Below are 14,259 nucleotides of genomic sequence, written 5' to 3'. Positions count from 1 at the left end.
GGAGCCAGCCCATGCCTGACCCCATGAACTCCACCACCATGTTGGCCCGCAGTGGCCGCACCGACCCCGGCGGGAAGATGACCTCTCGGCTGGATGTTCCGTGCTCCGATGAGCTCAATGATGCGTTCATCACCATTTCCACCCTGAGAAGTCGTCCCAAGGCGGAGTGCATCCGTGAATCCCTAGAGCAAGACGCTTGGGGGGCACTGGCTATTGCACAGCGCAGGATGGGCAACCATGTGGCCGCAGACCACAGCGAATGCCATATTGGTATGGAAGAAGCCCTGGCGGCCTTGGCCACACTGCACGGCATCTCGGTACAGGAATACAAAGATGCCGTACTGGAGCGCCACGCCTTCGGTCGTTTGGTCATGGCCGTGAGGATGACACGCGGCGCTGCCAAAGGCCACCCGACGAATAGCCGGGGGATTTTGTGAACCCCACACTCCGAACGCCAACACCGTCGTCATGGACGACAGCGCAATTGCAGCGTATGGGCACCTATCCGTCTGGGCGCAATGGAGTCAGAAACTCTATGCCGCTGGAGGTGCCCCGGTACAGCCCCACAGGCTCCAAGCCGGGCACGATCAAAGTGGGGTCGGCATCGTGGGCGGTGCTGGCTGTATTGCGCAAGACAGGCGCATGGATGACCCACGCACAGCTCCTGCTGGCTACCCAGCGCAGTACCAAGTCGGTGTGCTGGGCCTTACTTTATTTGCAAGCACTGTCCCTGATTGAGTCTGGCGCTGACAACCGCAATAGCCGGTACAAGCGCTATCGCGCCAAGAAGCTGGAGAGCACATGAGTAGCACCACCACCCTAGCCCCCCTGACCCCCGCAGACTGCGACTTGCGGGATTTTCCGTTCATGCTGCTGGATGTGAAGCGCCTACGCGACAGCGACATGGCGCTCACTGAATCTCCAGAGGCCTGCTGGGCGGCGGTGCTGCTGTGGTGCTCCGCTTGGCACCAGGTGCCCGCTGGCAGCCTACCCGACGATGACCGGGTGTTGGCCAACCTAGCGGGCTATGGCCGGGTAGTGCGTGAGTGGCGCAAGCACAAGGCAGGTGCCCTGCATGGCTGGGTGAAATGCAGCGATGGCCGCCTGTACCACAAGACGGTGGCTGAGAAGGCGAACACGGCTTGGGAGTCCAAGCTGCAACAACGCTGGAAGACCGAGTGTGCCCGCATCAAGAAGCACAACGAGCGCAACAAGACTGCTTACCCCCTGCCCCAATATGAAGAATGGCTGGCAGCAGGCCGACCAATGGGCCATCCAATCGCCAGCGACAGCCCAGAGCCAAAAACAGATGTCCCTAGCGACAACCAAGATTGTCCCGATGCTGTCCCTAGCGACATGGCATCCAAGGGAGAGAGAGAAGGAGAGGGATATTTAAATACCAATACCAACACACAGCCAGCGGCAGCTATTGATCAACCAGCGCGTGAGCCTCAACCGGGGGATGCGCCTGACGGCGGTGTGGGTGTGGTTTCTATCAGCCCCATTGCAGCTGATGATGCAGACGACGACCTAGGCAACATTCCCCCTTGCAGCACCACGCCCAAGAGCCAAATGGCCAGCGCGGTGTGTCTGGCCCTGAAGGCCGAGGGCATGGCCAGCACCAACCCATCGCACCCTGACTTGCGCGTCCTGCTCGATGCTGGTGCCACGGTGGACAGCTTTGTTCAGGCAGCCCGCGATATGCGTGAGCGCGGTAACTTGCCCAGCAACGCTTTTGCCTACGTGATCGGCACCGTGAAGGGCCAAATGCAGCGCGCCGCCGCAATGGCCAGTGCTGCCGTGGCTGGTGCCGGTGCTGGCAGCAAGTCACCCAAGACCACCACCAAATTCTCAGAGAAACGCTACGTTGGAGGGATGCTGTGATGATAAAAAACATCGGCAGTTTGCTGGACACACGCCAGCCCCCACGCACTATTTCGTGCGACACCCACGGCCCGTACACCTCGACACACTACTTCGGCGCCATCTGGTCAAAGTGCCCTGAATGTGAGCGTCCCAAGGCAGCCCAAGTGCAGGCGCAAGCAGCAGCCCAAGAGCGTGCAGATGCACTGGCAGCGTGGCAGCAGCGCATTGGTGACTCTGGCATCCCGGAGCGTTTCCAAGACCGCACCTTGAAGAACTATGTTGCCGAGACGCCGGAGCAAAAAAAGGCGCTGGCCTTTGCCACGGCCTATGCAGATGGATTTGACGAGGTGCTTAGAACCGGGCGCAGTGCGCTGTTCATTGGCCATATCGGTACCGGGAAGACGCACCTAGCCGCTGGTATTGGTTTACGCCTGATGCACCGCGATTGCCGGACGGTGCTGTTCATGACGGTCAAGCGGGCTATCCGCCGAGTGAAGGACACCTGGAGCCGTAGCAGCCGGGAGACTGAAAGCGAAGCTGTGGCGGCGTTGGCATCCCCAGATCTGCTGATCTTGGATGAGGTGGGGGTGCAGTTTGGCAGCGAAACTGAACGCCAGATCCTGTTCGATGTGATCAACGAACGCTACGAAAAGCGCAAGCCAACCTTGATGCTGTCTAACCTGCCTTTGGATGAGGTGCAGGAATATCTGGGTGAACGTATCTTTGATCGGCTGCGCGAGGGTGGTGGGCAATCGATCCCGTTCGACTGGGAAAGCTGGCGGGGGCGGGTGGCATGAGCATCATGGGCATCGACCCCGGCGCTCACACCGGCATTGCGGTTTTTGCGGATGGTGTACTGGAGCATCTTGAGACCATCGCCCCCCACCAAATCGAGCGCACATTGCGAGAACGGATGCCTGCCCGGGTTGTTTTTGAGGACAGTCGTTTGCAAAGTCACACATGGACCCGGGCCAAAACTGCCGCTGCCAGTGCAAAGATGGCGCGTAACGTGGGGCAGATTGATGCTTGGTGCAGCTTGATTGCATCCATCTGCGAAGAGCTAGGCATTCCAGCACATGGGGTTAGCCCGGCAAGCAAGGGGGCGAAGGTGGATGCTGGCCGCTTTGCGCGCATCACCGGTTGGAGTGGAAGCACCAATGAACACAGCCGTGACGCGGCGATGGTTGCGTGGCCCTACCGCCGTGCTGTGCCTTCACGGGAGCTGCGGGGGTGAGCGAGATCGACCCAAACCGGGTGGTGGATTTCATGGTGTCCAACGCCGTGAAATTTGCCCAAGCCAAGGCTAATCGGGTCTATCTCGAAGAATTTCGGAAAAGTAAAAAGGCACTGCTGATGGCCGAATGCACCGAAAAGGCCGCAAACGCCCGTGAGCAGTACGCCTACAGCCACCCAGAGTACATCCAATTGCTGGAAGGACTACGGGAGGCTGTGCAGGTTGAGGAGGAGTTGCGCTGGCGGCAGGTGGCCGCACAACTTCGTGTCGAGGTCTGGCGCAGTCGAGAGGCTAGCAACCGAGCGCAGGACAGAGTGACGCGGTGATGGGGGTTCTTTACCGCCCATGCTTGGCGGTTTGACCTAGCAATGGGCCGGTGCAGACACTGCGCCAATGATGCGAAAACCCAAGACAAACCTGCCCAAAGGCAGCCCGGACAGCAGGCCAGCTGTGTTGCCACCCAAGCAGCAGCGGTTTGTTCATGAGTATTTGGTAGATCTCAATGGCACACAAGCAGCTATCCGTGCTGGTTACAGCAAACACACTGCGAATGAGCAAGCCTCTCAACTCTTAGCAAAACTTAGCATTCAGGAGGCGATTGCGCAGGCCCGTAAAGAGCAGCAGGAACGTACCGCCATCACCGCAGACAAGGTGCTGCTAGAGGCGTGGAACATCGCCACGGCAGACCCGCGCGAGCTGGTAGATGTGAAGGTGGGCTGCTGCCGGTGCTGCTACGGCGAGGGCTTCAAGCACCAGCGCACCATCCAAGAGTTCAACCATGACCGGGAAATCTGGTTGGACAAAGGCAACGATCCGGCGGAGTTTGATGAGCAAGGTGGGATTGGTTTCAGCCCAATTCTGTTGCCTAACCCCGAATGCCCTGAGTGCGGCGGTGATGGCATTTCGCGTGTGGCACTCAAAGATACCCGGCATCTGTCTGAGAAAGCGCGGGCTTTGTATGCCGGGGCCAAGCAAACCAAGTTTGGCATCGAGATTCAGATGCACGACAAGTCAGCAGCGATGGAGAAGCTGTTCAAGCACCTTGGCCTGTATGAGAAAGACAACAAACAAAAGGCTGACCCTCTGGCAACGCTGATGGAGGGTCTGCGCGGCAATGTGGTTGGCGTGGTCAAAGATGGGGGTGCCGATGGCCTGCCCAGTGAGTGAGGTGGACGACTTGGCCATGAAGCTGGACGACCCCATGTGGCGGCTGTCCAACCTCTACAAGATCATCATCAAGGGGGATGAGGGCGATGAGGGCAGCCCCGGCGATGATCTGGTCATCACATTCAAGCCCAACCGGGCGCAGCGCAGGCTGATCGCACGGCTGCACCATCGAAACATCATTCTCAAGGCCCGGCAGCTGGGGTTCACGACATTGGTGTGCATCTTGTGGCTCGATACGGCTCTATTCTCGAAGGCACCTATCCGGTGCGGCATCGTGGCGCAGGATCGTGAGGCGGCCGAGGCAATATTCCGGGGGAAGGTGCTGTTCGCATACGACCAGTTGCCCGAAGAACTCAAGGCCCAGATGCCGTTTGCAAAACGCACGGCCAATGAAATCGAGTTCGCCCACAATGGCTCCAGCATTCGTGTGGCCACGTCCATGCGGTCTGGGACTATTCACCGCTTGCACATCTCGGAATTCGGAAAAATCTGTGCGAAGTACCCCGAGAAGGCCCAAGAGGTGGTCACTGGGTCTATCCCCGCCGTGCCGCTTTCTGGTATCTGCATCATCGAATCGACTGCTGAAGGGCAGGATGGCAAGTTCTATGACATGACCCAGCGTGCCAAGGCGTTGGCCGAGCAGCGGGCGCATCTAACGCCCAAGGATTACCGATTCCACTTCTTTGCTTGGTGGCAGGCACCTGAATACAGCATTGATCCGACTGGGGTGGTGTTCACGGAAGCCAACAATGCCTACTTTTCGGAGGTTGAGGCGAAGATTGGCCGGGAACTGACGCAGGGCCAGCGCGCTTGGTATGTGACCACGCTCAACTCCGACTTCTCTGGCGATGCCCCGCTGATGTGGCAAGAGTATCCCAGCACCCCGGAAGAGGCTTTTCAGGTCTCTACAGAGGGCTGCTATTACGCCTCCCAGTTGTCCACGGCCCGCAAACAGGGGCGTATTCTCCCTGCACTGCCTATGGAAGCGGCCCCGGTCAATACGTTCTGGGACATTGGTCGCGGCGACATGACAGCCATTTGGTGCCACCAGCGTGTAGGGCCAGAGAACCGCTGGATTCGCTATTACGAGGCCAGCGGTGAGGATTTGATCCACTTTGTGGGGTGGCTGCAAAAGCTGGGGGTGGCGTTTGGCACCCACTATCTGCCGCACGATGCTGGATACAAGCGCATGGGGGAGACGCCAGATACCAACAAGAATATCAAAGAGATGCTGGAGGGCCTGATGCCTGGCCAGCGGTTTGATATTGTCCCCCGCGTTACATCGACCATCAGCGGCATCCAGTCCACGCGCAACCAGTTCTCGTCATGCTGGTTTGATGAGGCGGGCTGCGGTGACGGGATCAAGCGGCTGGCCAATTACCGAAAGGTGTGGAACACGAAGATGGGCCGCTGGAGCAGTGAGCCGCTGCATGACAACAACTCCCACGGTGCCGATGCGTTTCGGCAGTTTGGTCAGGTGGCCGAGGGAGGAGAGCGGTTTCAGTCTGGGGCGGTGGCTAGAACGGAGCAATCGGTGCGCAGGCGCCGCTCTGGCATGGCCGCGTAGCCACCAAGCATGGCATCGTCACTGCACTATGCCAGCAACCATCGATACACGGAAAGCGCACCTGACGCGCCAGCACGGTGATCTGTTCGCCGTTTACACATGGGTCAATGACGAGCGTGCCATGGTGCTTATGCCAGCCTACCGGCCTGGTGCACCTTGGTACATCGTCATGGAGTCGGCAGCCTACAAATATGACGACCCAGCATATCTGGCCAAACAGTGTGCCATTGCGTGCGATGTGTTGGGTATCGAGGCCAGTCGCTCCAATTGGGTTCGTGTGGCCACGATCATCAACGAGGGGCTGCCGGACTTGATCCGTATGCCCAGTTCCCCACCGAAGGTGCTGAGTAAGGCGTCCTATGGGCGACTTTTGCTGCGTGAGGATGGGAAAGCCGTTGGCGAAGAGGACATCAAGCTTGAGCATGGCGGTGTGACCTATGCCTGAGTTTGAGATTTCATCCGACCACAGTGCCTCTGGCGATCAATACCAAGCCGAATTGGCGGCAGATGCTGGTGCCCTCGTAACACAGCAGGCCCATCCGCTCGATAGTGAAGGGGCGCGCAAAACCCTGAGCAAGCTCTTGTCTTGGTATTACTACGAGCGGGAGAAGCAATCGGCCAACCGGCTAGAGATGGCCGTTGACCACGACTTCTACGACAACCTGCAATGGGATGAAGACGACAAGCAGACGCTGCTCGATCGTGGTCAGTTGCCGCTGGTGTTCAACGAAATTGCCCCGATGGTGGACTGGTTGATTGGTACTGAGCGCCGAACCCGTGTGGATTGGAAGGTGCTGCCACGCACTGAAGACGATGTGCAGATTGCTGATATCAAGACACAGGTGCTCAAGTACGTCAGCGACATCAACAGGGTGCAGTTCCTTCGTTCGCGTGCGTTTGCTGATGCCGTGAAAGGCGGGATTGGCTGGATGGATGATGGTGTGCGCGATGACCCGACACAGGATGTTCTGTATTCCAAGTATGAGGATTGGCGCAACATCCTCTACGACAGTGCCAGCTATGAGCTGGATTTGTCCGATGCCCGTTACATCTTTCGCTGGCGGTGGGTAGATGAAGACATCGCAGTGATGATGTTTCCAGACCGGGAGAACTGCATCCGGCGGGCGGTAGAGAGCCGCAATCATGCCAGCTGGTCTGCGGAAGACGAGGTTGAGTTCCCAATGAGCGATAGCGCCAGTTCGTCAGGTGCCGTTTATGCCCAAGGGACGGGCATGATGGTGGACGTGAAGCGTCGCCGGGTGCGCCTTTTTGAGTGCCAGTACCGTGAGCCCGTCAGAACCAAGGTCGTGGCCAGCGGCCCGATGAAGGGCAGCTACTTTAATGAGGGCGACGATGCCTTGGTGCAAGCCCTGAATCAGCAGGGCGGGAGCATCATCGACAAGGTGACGATGCGGGTGCATATCGCTGTCTTTACCGAGTCGGACGTACTTTCCATGGGGCCGAGTGTGTTTCGGCACAACCGATTCACATTGACCCCCATCTGGTGCTACCGGCGCAACCGTGACCGGATGCCCTATGGGGTCGTGCGCCGGGTGCGGGATTTGCAGCGTGACTTGAACAAGCGGGCCAGCAAGGCGCTGTTCATGCTCAACACCAACCAGATCATTGCCGAAGAAGGGGCGGTGGCAGATTGGAATGAAGCCGCCGATGAGGTGAGCCGCCCTGATGGTGTGATCATCAAGAAGCCGGGCAAGGAATTCAGTATACGGCGGGATACCGATGGGGCCACGGGCCAGATCCAGATGATGACGCTGGATGCCCAGAGTATCCAGAAGTCCGCTGGGGTGAGCCAAGAGAACATGGGCCGCCAGACCAATGCGGTATCGGGCGAGGCCATCAAGGCCCGGCAGTTGCAGGGTAGCGTGGTGACCACTGAGCCTTTCGACAATCTGCGCCTGGCGGTGCAGGTGCAAGGTGAGAAGCAAAACAGTCTGGTCGAGCAGTTTTACAGCGAAGAGAAGGTGATTCGCCTGACGGGCCAGAAAGGGGCGATTGAGTGGTTGCGCGTGAACCAGCCAGAGCGCCAGCCCGACGGCTCGGTGCGCTATCTGAACGACATTACGGCCAGCGCCTCGGATTTTGTGGTGTCTGAGCAGGACTACTCGGGCACCCTACGGGCGGCGATGTTTGAGAGCCTGAGCAATGTCGCCCAGCGGCTGCCGCCGGAAGTGGCCCTGCGCCTGCTGACGATGGCGTTTGAGTACTCCGACTTGCCCAATAAAGACGAGGTAGCCGATCAGATTCGCAAACTGACCGGCGAGCGCGATGAAACCAAGCCCATGACGCCCGAGGAGCAAGCCCAGTTGCAGCAGATGCAAGCGCAGCAGGCCCAGCAAATGCAGATGCAGCAGGAGATGGCGATGGCTGCTTTGGAAGAGCAGCGGGCCAAGATTCGGGAAATCAATGCGCGGGCGATGAAGCTGGAGGCAGAAGCCGGGAGCAATGGTGGCGCGGCCTCTGGCATGGCCAGCCAAGTGCAGGCCCAAGCGGCCCAAGAGATTGAGCGGCTGACCGATGAGCTGCGCCGCGCTCAGGCCGAGCTGCAATCGCAGGCGATGAAGGTTCGCACCGATGCCGATACCCGCGTAGAGGTGGCCCGCATCGACGCAGAAAGTCGTGCGCGGGTGGCAGAAATCCAGGCCGCCAGTGATGAGCGCATCGCGCAGATGCAGGCCAAGCTGGATAGTGTGGACGCATCAGAGCGGGGCAAGGATGCGTAAAGGCAGCCTCTGTGCCCGCAGCGGGTTTATGTCTTGTGGGGTTCTTCTATCGGCGACTGCTCTGCTTTTGACAACGGCACCGCTGTGGTGCGCACGTCAGAGCTTAGGGGTGAGGATGAAGCAGCGTCAATGACAGCAAGTTGTAGCCCGTTGCCAGACAACCGCTGTGCCAGTTCTGTTGCAAGCCAGCCAACATCTATAGCGCCTGGAGTTCCAGTTTGGAATGTCTGCTCCAACCTCGCCACGATCTCGGCGTTCATGGAGCGCCCCGCTTGCTTTGCCGCCTCCTCAATGCGGTCTTTCATATCGGCAGGCAACCTGATCTTTAGTTGTGGGTCTTCACGGCTCATGTGCGGATCATAAACCACAGTGGTTCATATGGTCTTTCTTGAATTGGATCACGGTGGTTTATGATGCGACAAATGGATCACGGTGATCCATTTTTAAGGGCAGCAAATGAATCATTCTGAAGATGTGCAATTGAAGATTCGCGTTGGCAAGGAAGCCCATGCGTGGCTCAAGTGGACTGCTAAGAAACAAGAGCGATCCATCACATGGATAGTGAACAAGCTCATTGAGCAAGCCAAGAAGGATCAGGAGGGCTGCAATGCAAAGCAACCCTGAAAAAGGAAACGCCCCGGAAATCTCACCTTCCGAGGCGTCAATTGAAGTGTCCCAAACAAACAAGAAAGGAACCTCCATGTCAAATTCTACCCCTGCACTGACCATTGGTGGGGCAACCGTCCGTCGGGTCGGTGATCTGTTCAGCCTCAACGACCTGCACAAAGCCGCAGGCGGTGAAGCGAAACACAAACCCAGTGAATGGCTGCGCAACCAGCAAGCGCAAGACCTACTGGAGGAAATTCAAAAAGCGGGAATTCCCGCTATTACGTCAAAACCAAAGGTCGGAACCTACGCCTCCCGCGAACTGGTCATCGCCTACGCCGCATGGATCAGCGCCGCCTTCCACCTCAAGGTCATTCGGGTGTTTCTGGATGCCACGGCTCCTACCCCGGCACAACGCCCTTACGATCCTGCCATCGACTACACCCGCATCAGCCCTGCCCAAGCCCAAGACATCAAGGAACTGGTGCATCAGGTAGTCGATTCCGGTGTGCAAACCTTCGGTGAAACGTGGAACCGGCTACACCATAAATTCCGGGTCAACAGCTATCTGGAACTGCCTGCCACCAAGTACGATGAGGTTTGCGCTTACCTGCGGGGTAAGTTGCCCGATGGTTATGCCAACAGTGTGGTGTTCGATACCGGTGCCCCCATGCCCCCGGTGCTGGACTTGCAACGCATCCACGCCGCCATGCAAACCGCCACCCAAGCCGGTGCCCAAGTGCAGCAAGCCGTTTTTGAATCGGTGTTGGCGGGCAATGATGAATGGAAGTTTGGCCGCTGGCTACTCTCGTTCGTCACCGATAGCAAGTTGGCCGCCCCTGCCGTCATCCAGCGGGTGGGCCATGATGAGTTTGTCACCTCTACTCGCCAGTTGATTGATTGCATCAACGACCCCGGCTTTTTGTTGAGCAACACCGAGCTGGCAGGACTGGCCCAAGCCTGCACCAACCGGCTGGCGCGGCGGTTGGGTGGTGGGGCGGGGTCTATGGCGGCGTGACGAAGCAAGCAAGCCGCCCGCAGTATGCGGGTCGGCTGAGAAAAGTTGTTAACCCACTGTTGTTATTCGTCGTAGTCATCCTCGGGATTGCTACTGCCACCCCATTCAACATTAATATTGTCATCAAGGATCATGACCCGACCGCGCGTGGAGAGGTCGTAGACACTAATACTCCCGTTCAAGTAGGTTGCCTGGAAACGAATTTCGAATTCTTCTCCGAAGTAAATGAATAGTGCTTCGTACTGATGGTCATTGTCTCCCAAGTTACGCCAACCACCTTCCTCTAAACTGAATTCAGAACCGTAAATTTCTTGCTCAGTTTTTCCTTCTTCAGTCACGAACTCAACAGTCGCCGAACCAGTTACTCTAAACATATAAATATTCCTTTCTGGAAGGGAAGCTAGGGGTAGAAGACAACGCCATGCTGATTGACCCTAACATAAAACGGCACCATCCTACTCTATCAATGAACTGAATCTCCCCGAAGACAGCGTAAGAACAAATCCCAACCGCACTTTGATTTGGCACAAACGGCACTCTCATGCCGTTTCAGGGTGAATCAAGGACGCCCACCACCAAGCATGGCATCGTCTCGCCCAGCAAAACCCACTGGAGCAAGCATGGCCACTAAACACAAGTCCCTCAGCGCGGATGTCGCAAATGAAACCGACTGGCATGTCGAGTCTGATCTGAACACGCTGCTGGAAGCAAAAAAGATTGAAAAAGACCCCAAGCGCATGGCGGCCGTGTCGAAGCTGGCCAAGGCCAAGATGCTATCGATGGCATCCGTGGCGCAAGAGGGTACTGACGAATCCTGATCTCTACAAGGAAGCACACCATGAGCACGACCCCACCTGACGCATTCGCCCTGTCTGAGCAAGACAAGGCCCTGTTGACACCCGAAGAACTGGCAGCCATCCATGATGGCGATGTCAGCGAAGATGAAAAAGCGGCCATGGCCAAGCTGGCGGCGATGGCCCCCGCCGAAGATGGCGACGATACGCCACCCGCGCCATCGGGTGACGAAGATCTGGGCACCACAGACCCAGCACCCGCTCCTGACACCACTGCAGAACCTCCAGCCACTGCCATGCCCGCATCGGCCCCAGCGGCAGAAGTAGTGGAAGTTGCCAAAGCCCCCGCGCCGGTGTACCAAGTGGTGTTGCCCGACGATTTCGAGCAACGCCAGCAAGATGTGAATGGCAAGCTGGCCGATTTGCGTCAAAAGTTTCGTACCGGCGAGATCGAGGTGGATCAGTACGAAGTCGAGCGTGACGCCCTGAGCGCCCAGCTCAACGAGTTGACCTCGCTCCAAACCAAGGCCGAGATTGCTCGCGAGATGCAGCAGCAGGCACGGCACCAAGAAATCAACACCTCTTTGACTGCTGTGATGGCCCAAGCCAAGGCCGATGGGATCGACTACAACGACCCCAAGCAAGCGGCGATGTTTGATCGGTATGCCAATTTTCTGGCGGGCGATCCGGACTTTGCTGGCAAATCGGTGGCGCAAATCCACGCTGAGGCCCACAAGAACGTGCTGCAACGCCTAGGCAAGGCTGCTGCTACGCCAGCCCCAGCCCCTGCTGCCCCGCCTGCTGCTGCACCAACGCCACGCAAAACACCACTGGAAACGGCCCCGAAGACCTTGGCACAGGTGCCTGGTGCTGATGACGCGAACACTGATCTGAATGGCGGTGAGTTCACCCAGCTCGACAGCCTAGATGGCCTAGAGCTGGAAGATGCTCTTGCTCGTATGCCCAAGGCCCAGCGTGAGCAGTATTTGCGTGGCGGCCGCTGATGAGTGACTTGAGCACCGCCACGATGGATTTGCGCCCCGGGGAGGCGCTTGAATTCTTGGGTGTGCGGGTGGAGTTTGTGCACAAGAGTGGTCAGCGTTCCAGGGTGCGGGTGCTGGCCCCCCGTGAGGTGGGTATTAAGAAATGCCTGCCCGATGCCAGTGAGGATGTGTTGGAACATCCACCAAGCATGGTTTCATTGCAACCGCAGTAAGTAAACGCTGTCCGCTGTGAGCGCAGGAGTGCTCCTTCAGGCTTGTAAACCTCAAGGAGTTTTCTATGGCTCGTACCATTGTGGGGGTCAATGACCCCAAAGCCGTTAAGCGTTGGGCTGGCCTGTTGGCCGTTGACTCGTCGCAGAAGTCGTATTTCAACACCCGTTTCATGGCACGCGGCGCTGATGCCGAAGTGCCCATCCAGATCCTGACGGATTTGGAGTCTGATGCGGGGGAGCAGATCCAATATGACCTGTTGGCCGAACTGACCATGGCCCCGGTCGAGGGTGAAGACAACCTCGAAGGCAACGAAGAACGCCAACGCTTTTACACCGATACGGTGTACATCGACCAAGCACGCTGCGGTGTGAATACCGGCGGTCGCATGACCCGTAAGCGCACGCTGCATGACTTGCGTGCGCGGGCCAAGCAGCAGCAATCGGGCTGGTGGGCACGTTTGCAGGATGAGCTGATGTTCATCTATCTGTCTGGCAAGCGCGGCATTAACCCCAGTTTCCTACTGCCCATGGGCTATACGGGCCGGGCCAATAACCTGCTGACCGACCCCGATGCCGACCACACCCTGTATGGCGGTGACGCTACGGCGTACAACAACATCGACGCCAGCGACAAGTTCAATCTGCGCCTGATTGATCGCGCCAAGACCCGCGCCGATAGCCAAGGGGGCGGGGCCACCAATATCCCCACGCTCCAGCCCTGCAAGATCGATGGTGCAGAAACCTTTGTCTGTGTGATGCACACGTTCCAAGAGGATGACCTGCGCAGTGACACGGCTGCGGGCCAGTGGCTGGACATTCAGCGTGCTGCCGCTGCTGCTGAAGGGCGCAATAGCCCGCTGTTCAAGAGCAGTCTGGGTATGTATCGCGGCTGTATTTTGCACAGCCATCGCAACGTCATCCGTTCTAACGATGCGGGCGCGGCCTCCAATGTCGAGTCTGCCCGGGCGTTGTTCATGGGCTCCCAAGCTGGTGTGGTGGCCTACGGCTCTCCGGGCACCAATTTGCGCTTCGACTGGCACGAAGAAACCCGCGACAACGGGGACAAGGTGGTGATCACCACATCGAGCATTTTCGGTACCAAGAAGGTTCGTTTTGAGACCGATGCAGGCCCGCAGGACTTTGGGCTGTTCTCTCTGGATACCGCTTGTGCGAGCCGCTGATCGGGGGTGATGAAGATGTTTGCCAATACCAATGATTTCTTGGCCGGTCGCAAGCAGGTCAAAACCCCCTCTGGCGGTGAGCTGGTGTCGGTGCGCTTTGCGTTGAATCTCAAAACCACGGATCTGGTGACCAATGGGGTGGGGGCTATCGGCATCTTGCCGCCCGGTACCGTGCCGGTGAGTTTGATTTTTGACAGTGACGACCTCGATACCAATGCTGCCCCCACCGTGGTGGCTTCGGTGGGCCTGCTCAATGACGCGGGCACTGATCTGGCCACTGTCTGGGTTGCTGGGATCACGGCCTGCCAATCTGGCGCTGCCTTCAGTGGCACCTCGACTGCCATGGTGCGTGAAGCTCAGTCTTTGACCAGCGACCGAAAGATCGGCATCAAGTTCACGACTGGAGCGGCATCTGCGCAGGCCGGTGAAGTGGGCCTGACGCTGATCTATCGCTCGGCCTGAGCGGCGGCATTGCGTTCCTTCTCTCTGAAGTTGGGGGGCTGTGCCTCCAGTTTCTCCAACCGATTGGCACCATGAAACTGCAAACTTCTATCAAGCCGCGCAATGACGGCACGGTCATCGTCAATGGCCTTCATGGCACCCCCTATGTTTTCAAGATGGACATAGATGGGGAATTGACTTGTGAGGTGGATCATGCCCCCACCGTCAAACACCTGATTGAAGGTGGGCTGTTCTTTCCTTGCGAAGAAGCCGATTTTGAAAGCGCCTTGGCCATTGCTGTCCCTCACAGCGAACTCAGCGAGGCGGACGATTTTGAGGACATGGGGGGTGGCTTGCCGATTGAGGCCAACACCCCACCTGTACCCGCGCGTGGGGGCCGTAAGGCCAAGACGGCTTGATCTGATCGC

At 58.1% G+C, this 14,259-nt stretch carries 20 protein-coding genes; 18 read left to right on the top strand and 2 right to left on the bottom strand.

Annotated features, from left to right (window positions below):
• Window positions 1-11: 11 nt before the first annotated feature.
• The 10 genes from ACFO6X_RS05170 (at window position 12) to ACFO6X_RS05125 (ending at window position 8,575) form a co-directional block, all read left to right on the top strand.
• Window positions 12-437 (top strand): hypothetical protein, encoded by a 426-nt coding sequence (locus ACFO6X_RS05170; RefSeq protein WP_382430740.1) that lies wholly within the window; start codon window positions 12-14, stop codon window positions 435-437.
• Window positions 434-805, top strand: coding sequence for a hypothetical protein (locus ACFO6X_RS05165; RefSeq protein ID WP_382430738.1), 372 nt, complete (start codon window positions 434-436; stop codon window positions 803-805). Before ACFO6X_RS05170 ends, ACFO6X_RS05165 begins: the two co-directional genes overlap by 4 nt.
• Entirely contained in the window at window positions 802-1,884 is a 1,083-nt protein-coding gene (locus ACFO6X_RS05160) for a DUF1376 domain-containing protein (RefSeq protein ID WP_382430736.1), read from the top strand. Before ACFO6X_RS05165 ends, ACFO6X_RS05160 begins: the two co-directional genes overlap by 4 nt.
• Window positions 1,884-2,663, top strand: coding sequence for an ATP-binding protein (locus tag ACFO6X_RS05155; RefSeq protein WP_382430734.1), 780 nt, complete (start codon window positions 1,884-1,886; stop codon window positions 2,661-2,663). Before ACFO6X_RS05160 ends, ACFO6X_RS05155 begins: the two co-directional genes overlap by 1 nt.
• Window positions 2,660-3,100, top strand: coding sequence for a RuvC family protein (locus ACFO6X_RS05150; protein WP_382430732.1), 441 nt, complete (start codon window positions 2,660-2,662; stop codon window positions 3,098-3,100). Before ACFO6X_RS05155 ends, ACFO6X_RS05150 begins: the two co-directional genes overlap by 4 nt.
• Window positions 3,097-3,426, top strand: coding sequence for a hypothetical protein (locus ACFO6X_RS05145; RefSeq protein ID WP_382430730.1), 330 nt, complete (start codon window positions 3,097-3,099; stop codon window positions 3,424-3,426). The genes ACFO6X_RS05150 and ACFO6X_RS05145 overlap by 4 nt, the downstream gene beginning before the upstream one ends.
• 124 nt (window positions 3,427-3,550) lie before the next feature.
• Complete coding sequence (locus ACFO6X_RS05140; protein ID WP_382430728.1) at window positions 3,551-4,267, top strand: terminase small subunit; 717 nt, start codon at window positions 3,551-3,553, stop codon at window positions 4,265-4,267.
• Window positions 4,248-5,834, top strand: coding sequence for a terminase (locus ACFO6X_RS05135; RefSeq protein ID WP_382430726.1), 1,587 nt, complete (start codon window positions 4,248-4,250; stop codon window positions 5,832-5,834). Before ACFO6X_RS05140 ends, ACFO6X_RS05135 begins: the two co-directional genes overlap by 20 nt.
• A 28-nt stretch (window positions 5,835-5,862) precedes the next feature.
• Window positions 5,863-6,279: a hypothetical protein gene (locus ACFO6X_RS05130; protein WP_382430724.1), complete on the top strand. Its 417-nt coding sequence runs from the start codon at window positions 5,863-5,865 to the stop codon at window positions 6,277-6,279.
• The gene (locus ACFO6X_RS05125) at window positions 6,272-8,575 is read left to right on the top strand and encodes a portal protein (protein ID WP_382430722.1); all 2,304 of its coding nucleotides are present in this window, start codon (window positions 6,272-6,274) and stop codon (window positions 8,573-8,575) included. The genes ACFO6X_RS05130 and ACFO6X_RS05125 overlap by 8 nt, the downstream gene beginning before the upstream one ends.
• A 26-nt stretch (window positions 8,576-8,601) precedes the next feature.
• Here ACFO6X_RS05125 and ACFO6X_RS05120 read toward each other — a convergent pair whose 3' ends face one another.
• Entirely contained in the window at window positions 8,602-8,925 is a 324-nt protein-coding gene (locus ACFO6X_RS05120) for an Arc family DNA-binding protein (protein ID WP_382430720.1), read from the bottom strand.
• Window positions 8,926-9,031: 106 nt separating this feature from the next.
• On the opposite strand from ACFO6X_RS05120, the gene ACFO6X_RS05115 reads away from it, so the two are divergent.
• Both ACFO6X_RS05115 and ACFO6X_RS05110 read left to right on the top strand, forming a co-directional pair.
• On the top strand, window positions 9,032-9,199 hold the full coding sequence (locus tag ACFO6X_RS05115; protein WP_382430718.1) for a hypothetical protein: 168 nt from the start codon (window positions 9,032-9,034) through the stop codon (window positions 9,197-9,199).
• 76 nt (window positions 9,200-9,275) lie between these two features.
• On the top strand, window positions 9,276-10,199 hold the full coding sequence (locus tag ACFO6X_RS05110) for a KilA-N domain-containing protein (RefSeq protein ID WP_382430716.1): 924 nt from the start codon (window positions 9,276-9,278) through the stop codon (window positions 10,197-10,199).
• A 62-nt stretch (window positions 10,200-10,261) separates the two neighbouring features.
• On the opposite strand, the gene ACFO6X_RS05105 is transcribed toward ACFO6X_RS05110, so the two are convergent.
• Window positions 10,262-10,537: a hypothetical protein gene (locus ACFO6X_RS05105; RefSeq protein ID WP_382430714.1), complete on the bottom strand. Its 276-nt coding sequence runs from the start codon at window positions 10,535-10,537 to the stop codon at window positions 10,262-10,264.
• A gap of 282 nt (window positions 10,538-10,819) precedes the next feature.
• Here ACFO6X_RS05105 and ACFO6X_RS05100 point away from each other — a divergent pair, with 282 nt between their 5' ends.
• The 6 genes from ACFO6X_RS05100 to ACFO6X_RS05075 all read left to right on the top strand — a co-directional run bounded on the left by ACFO6X_RS05100 (window position 10,820) and on the right by ACFO6X_RS05075 (window position 14,250).
• Complete coding sequence (locus ACFO6X_RS05100; protein ID WP_382430712.1) at window positions 10,820-11,017, top strand: hypothetical protein; 198 nt, start codon at window positions 10,820-10,822, stop codon at window positions 11,015-11,017.
• 20 nt (window positions 11,018-11,037) lie between these two features.
• A complete protein-coding gene (locus ACFO6X_RS05095) occupies window positions 11,038-11,997 on the top strand; it encodes a hypothetical protein (RefSeq protein WP_382430710.1) in 960 nt (319 codons plus the stop codon).
• The gene (locus ACFO6X_RS05090) at window positions 11,997-12,209 is read left to right on the top strand and encodes a hypothetical protein (protein WP_382430708.1); all 213 of its coding nucleotides are present in this window, start codon (window positions 11,997-11,999) and stop codon (window positions 12,207-12,209) included. The genes ACFO6X_RS05095 and ACFO6X_RS05090 overlap by 1 nt, the downstream gene beginning before the upstream one ends.
• 65 nt (window positions 12,210-12,274) lie before the next feature.
• On the top strand, window positions 12,275-13,390 hold the full coding sequence (locus tag ACFO6X_RS05085; RefSeq protein WP_382430706.1) for a N4-gp56 family major capsid protein: 1,116 nt from the start codon (window positions 12,275-12,277) through the stop codon (window positions 13,388-13,390).
• Window positions 13,391-13,399: 9 nt separating this feature from the next.
• Entirely contained in the window at window positions 13,400-13,852 is a 453-nt protein-coding gene (locus tag ACFO6X_RS05080; protein ID WP_382430704.1) for a hypothetical protein, read from the top strand.
• 71 nt (window positions 13,853-13,923) lie between these two features.
• A complete protein-coding gene (locus tag ACFO6X_RS05075; protein ID WP_382430702.1) occupies window positions 13,924-14,250 on the top strand; it encodes a hypothetical protein in 327 nt (108 codons plus the stop codon).
• The last annotated feature ends 9 nt before the right edge of the window (window positions 14,251-14,259 follow it).

It is taken from the genome of Giesbergeria sinuosa (genome assembly GCF_042652905.1).
GTDB classification, from domain to species: domain Bacteria; phylum Pseudomonadota; class Gammaproteobacteria; order Burkholderiales; family Burkholderiaceae_C; genus Simplicispira; species Simplicispira sinuosa.
Note: the sequence above shows the minus strand (reverse complement) of the source record. Positions and strands in the feature narration are given on the sequence as shown.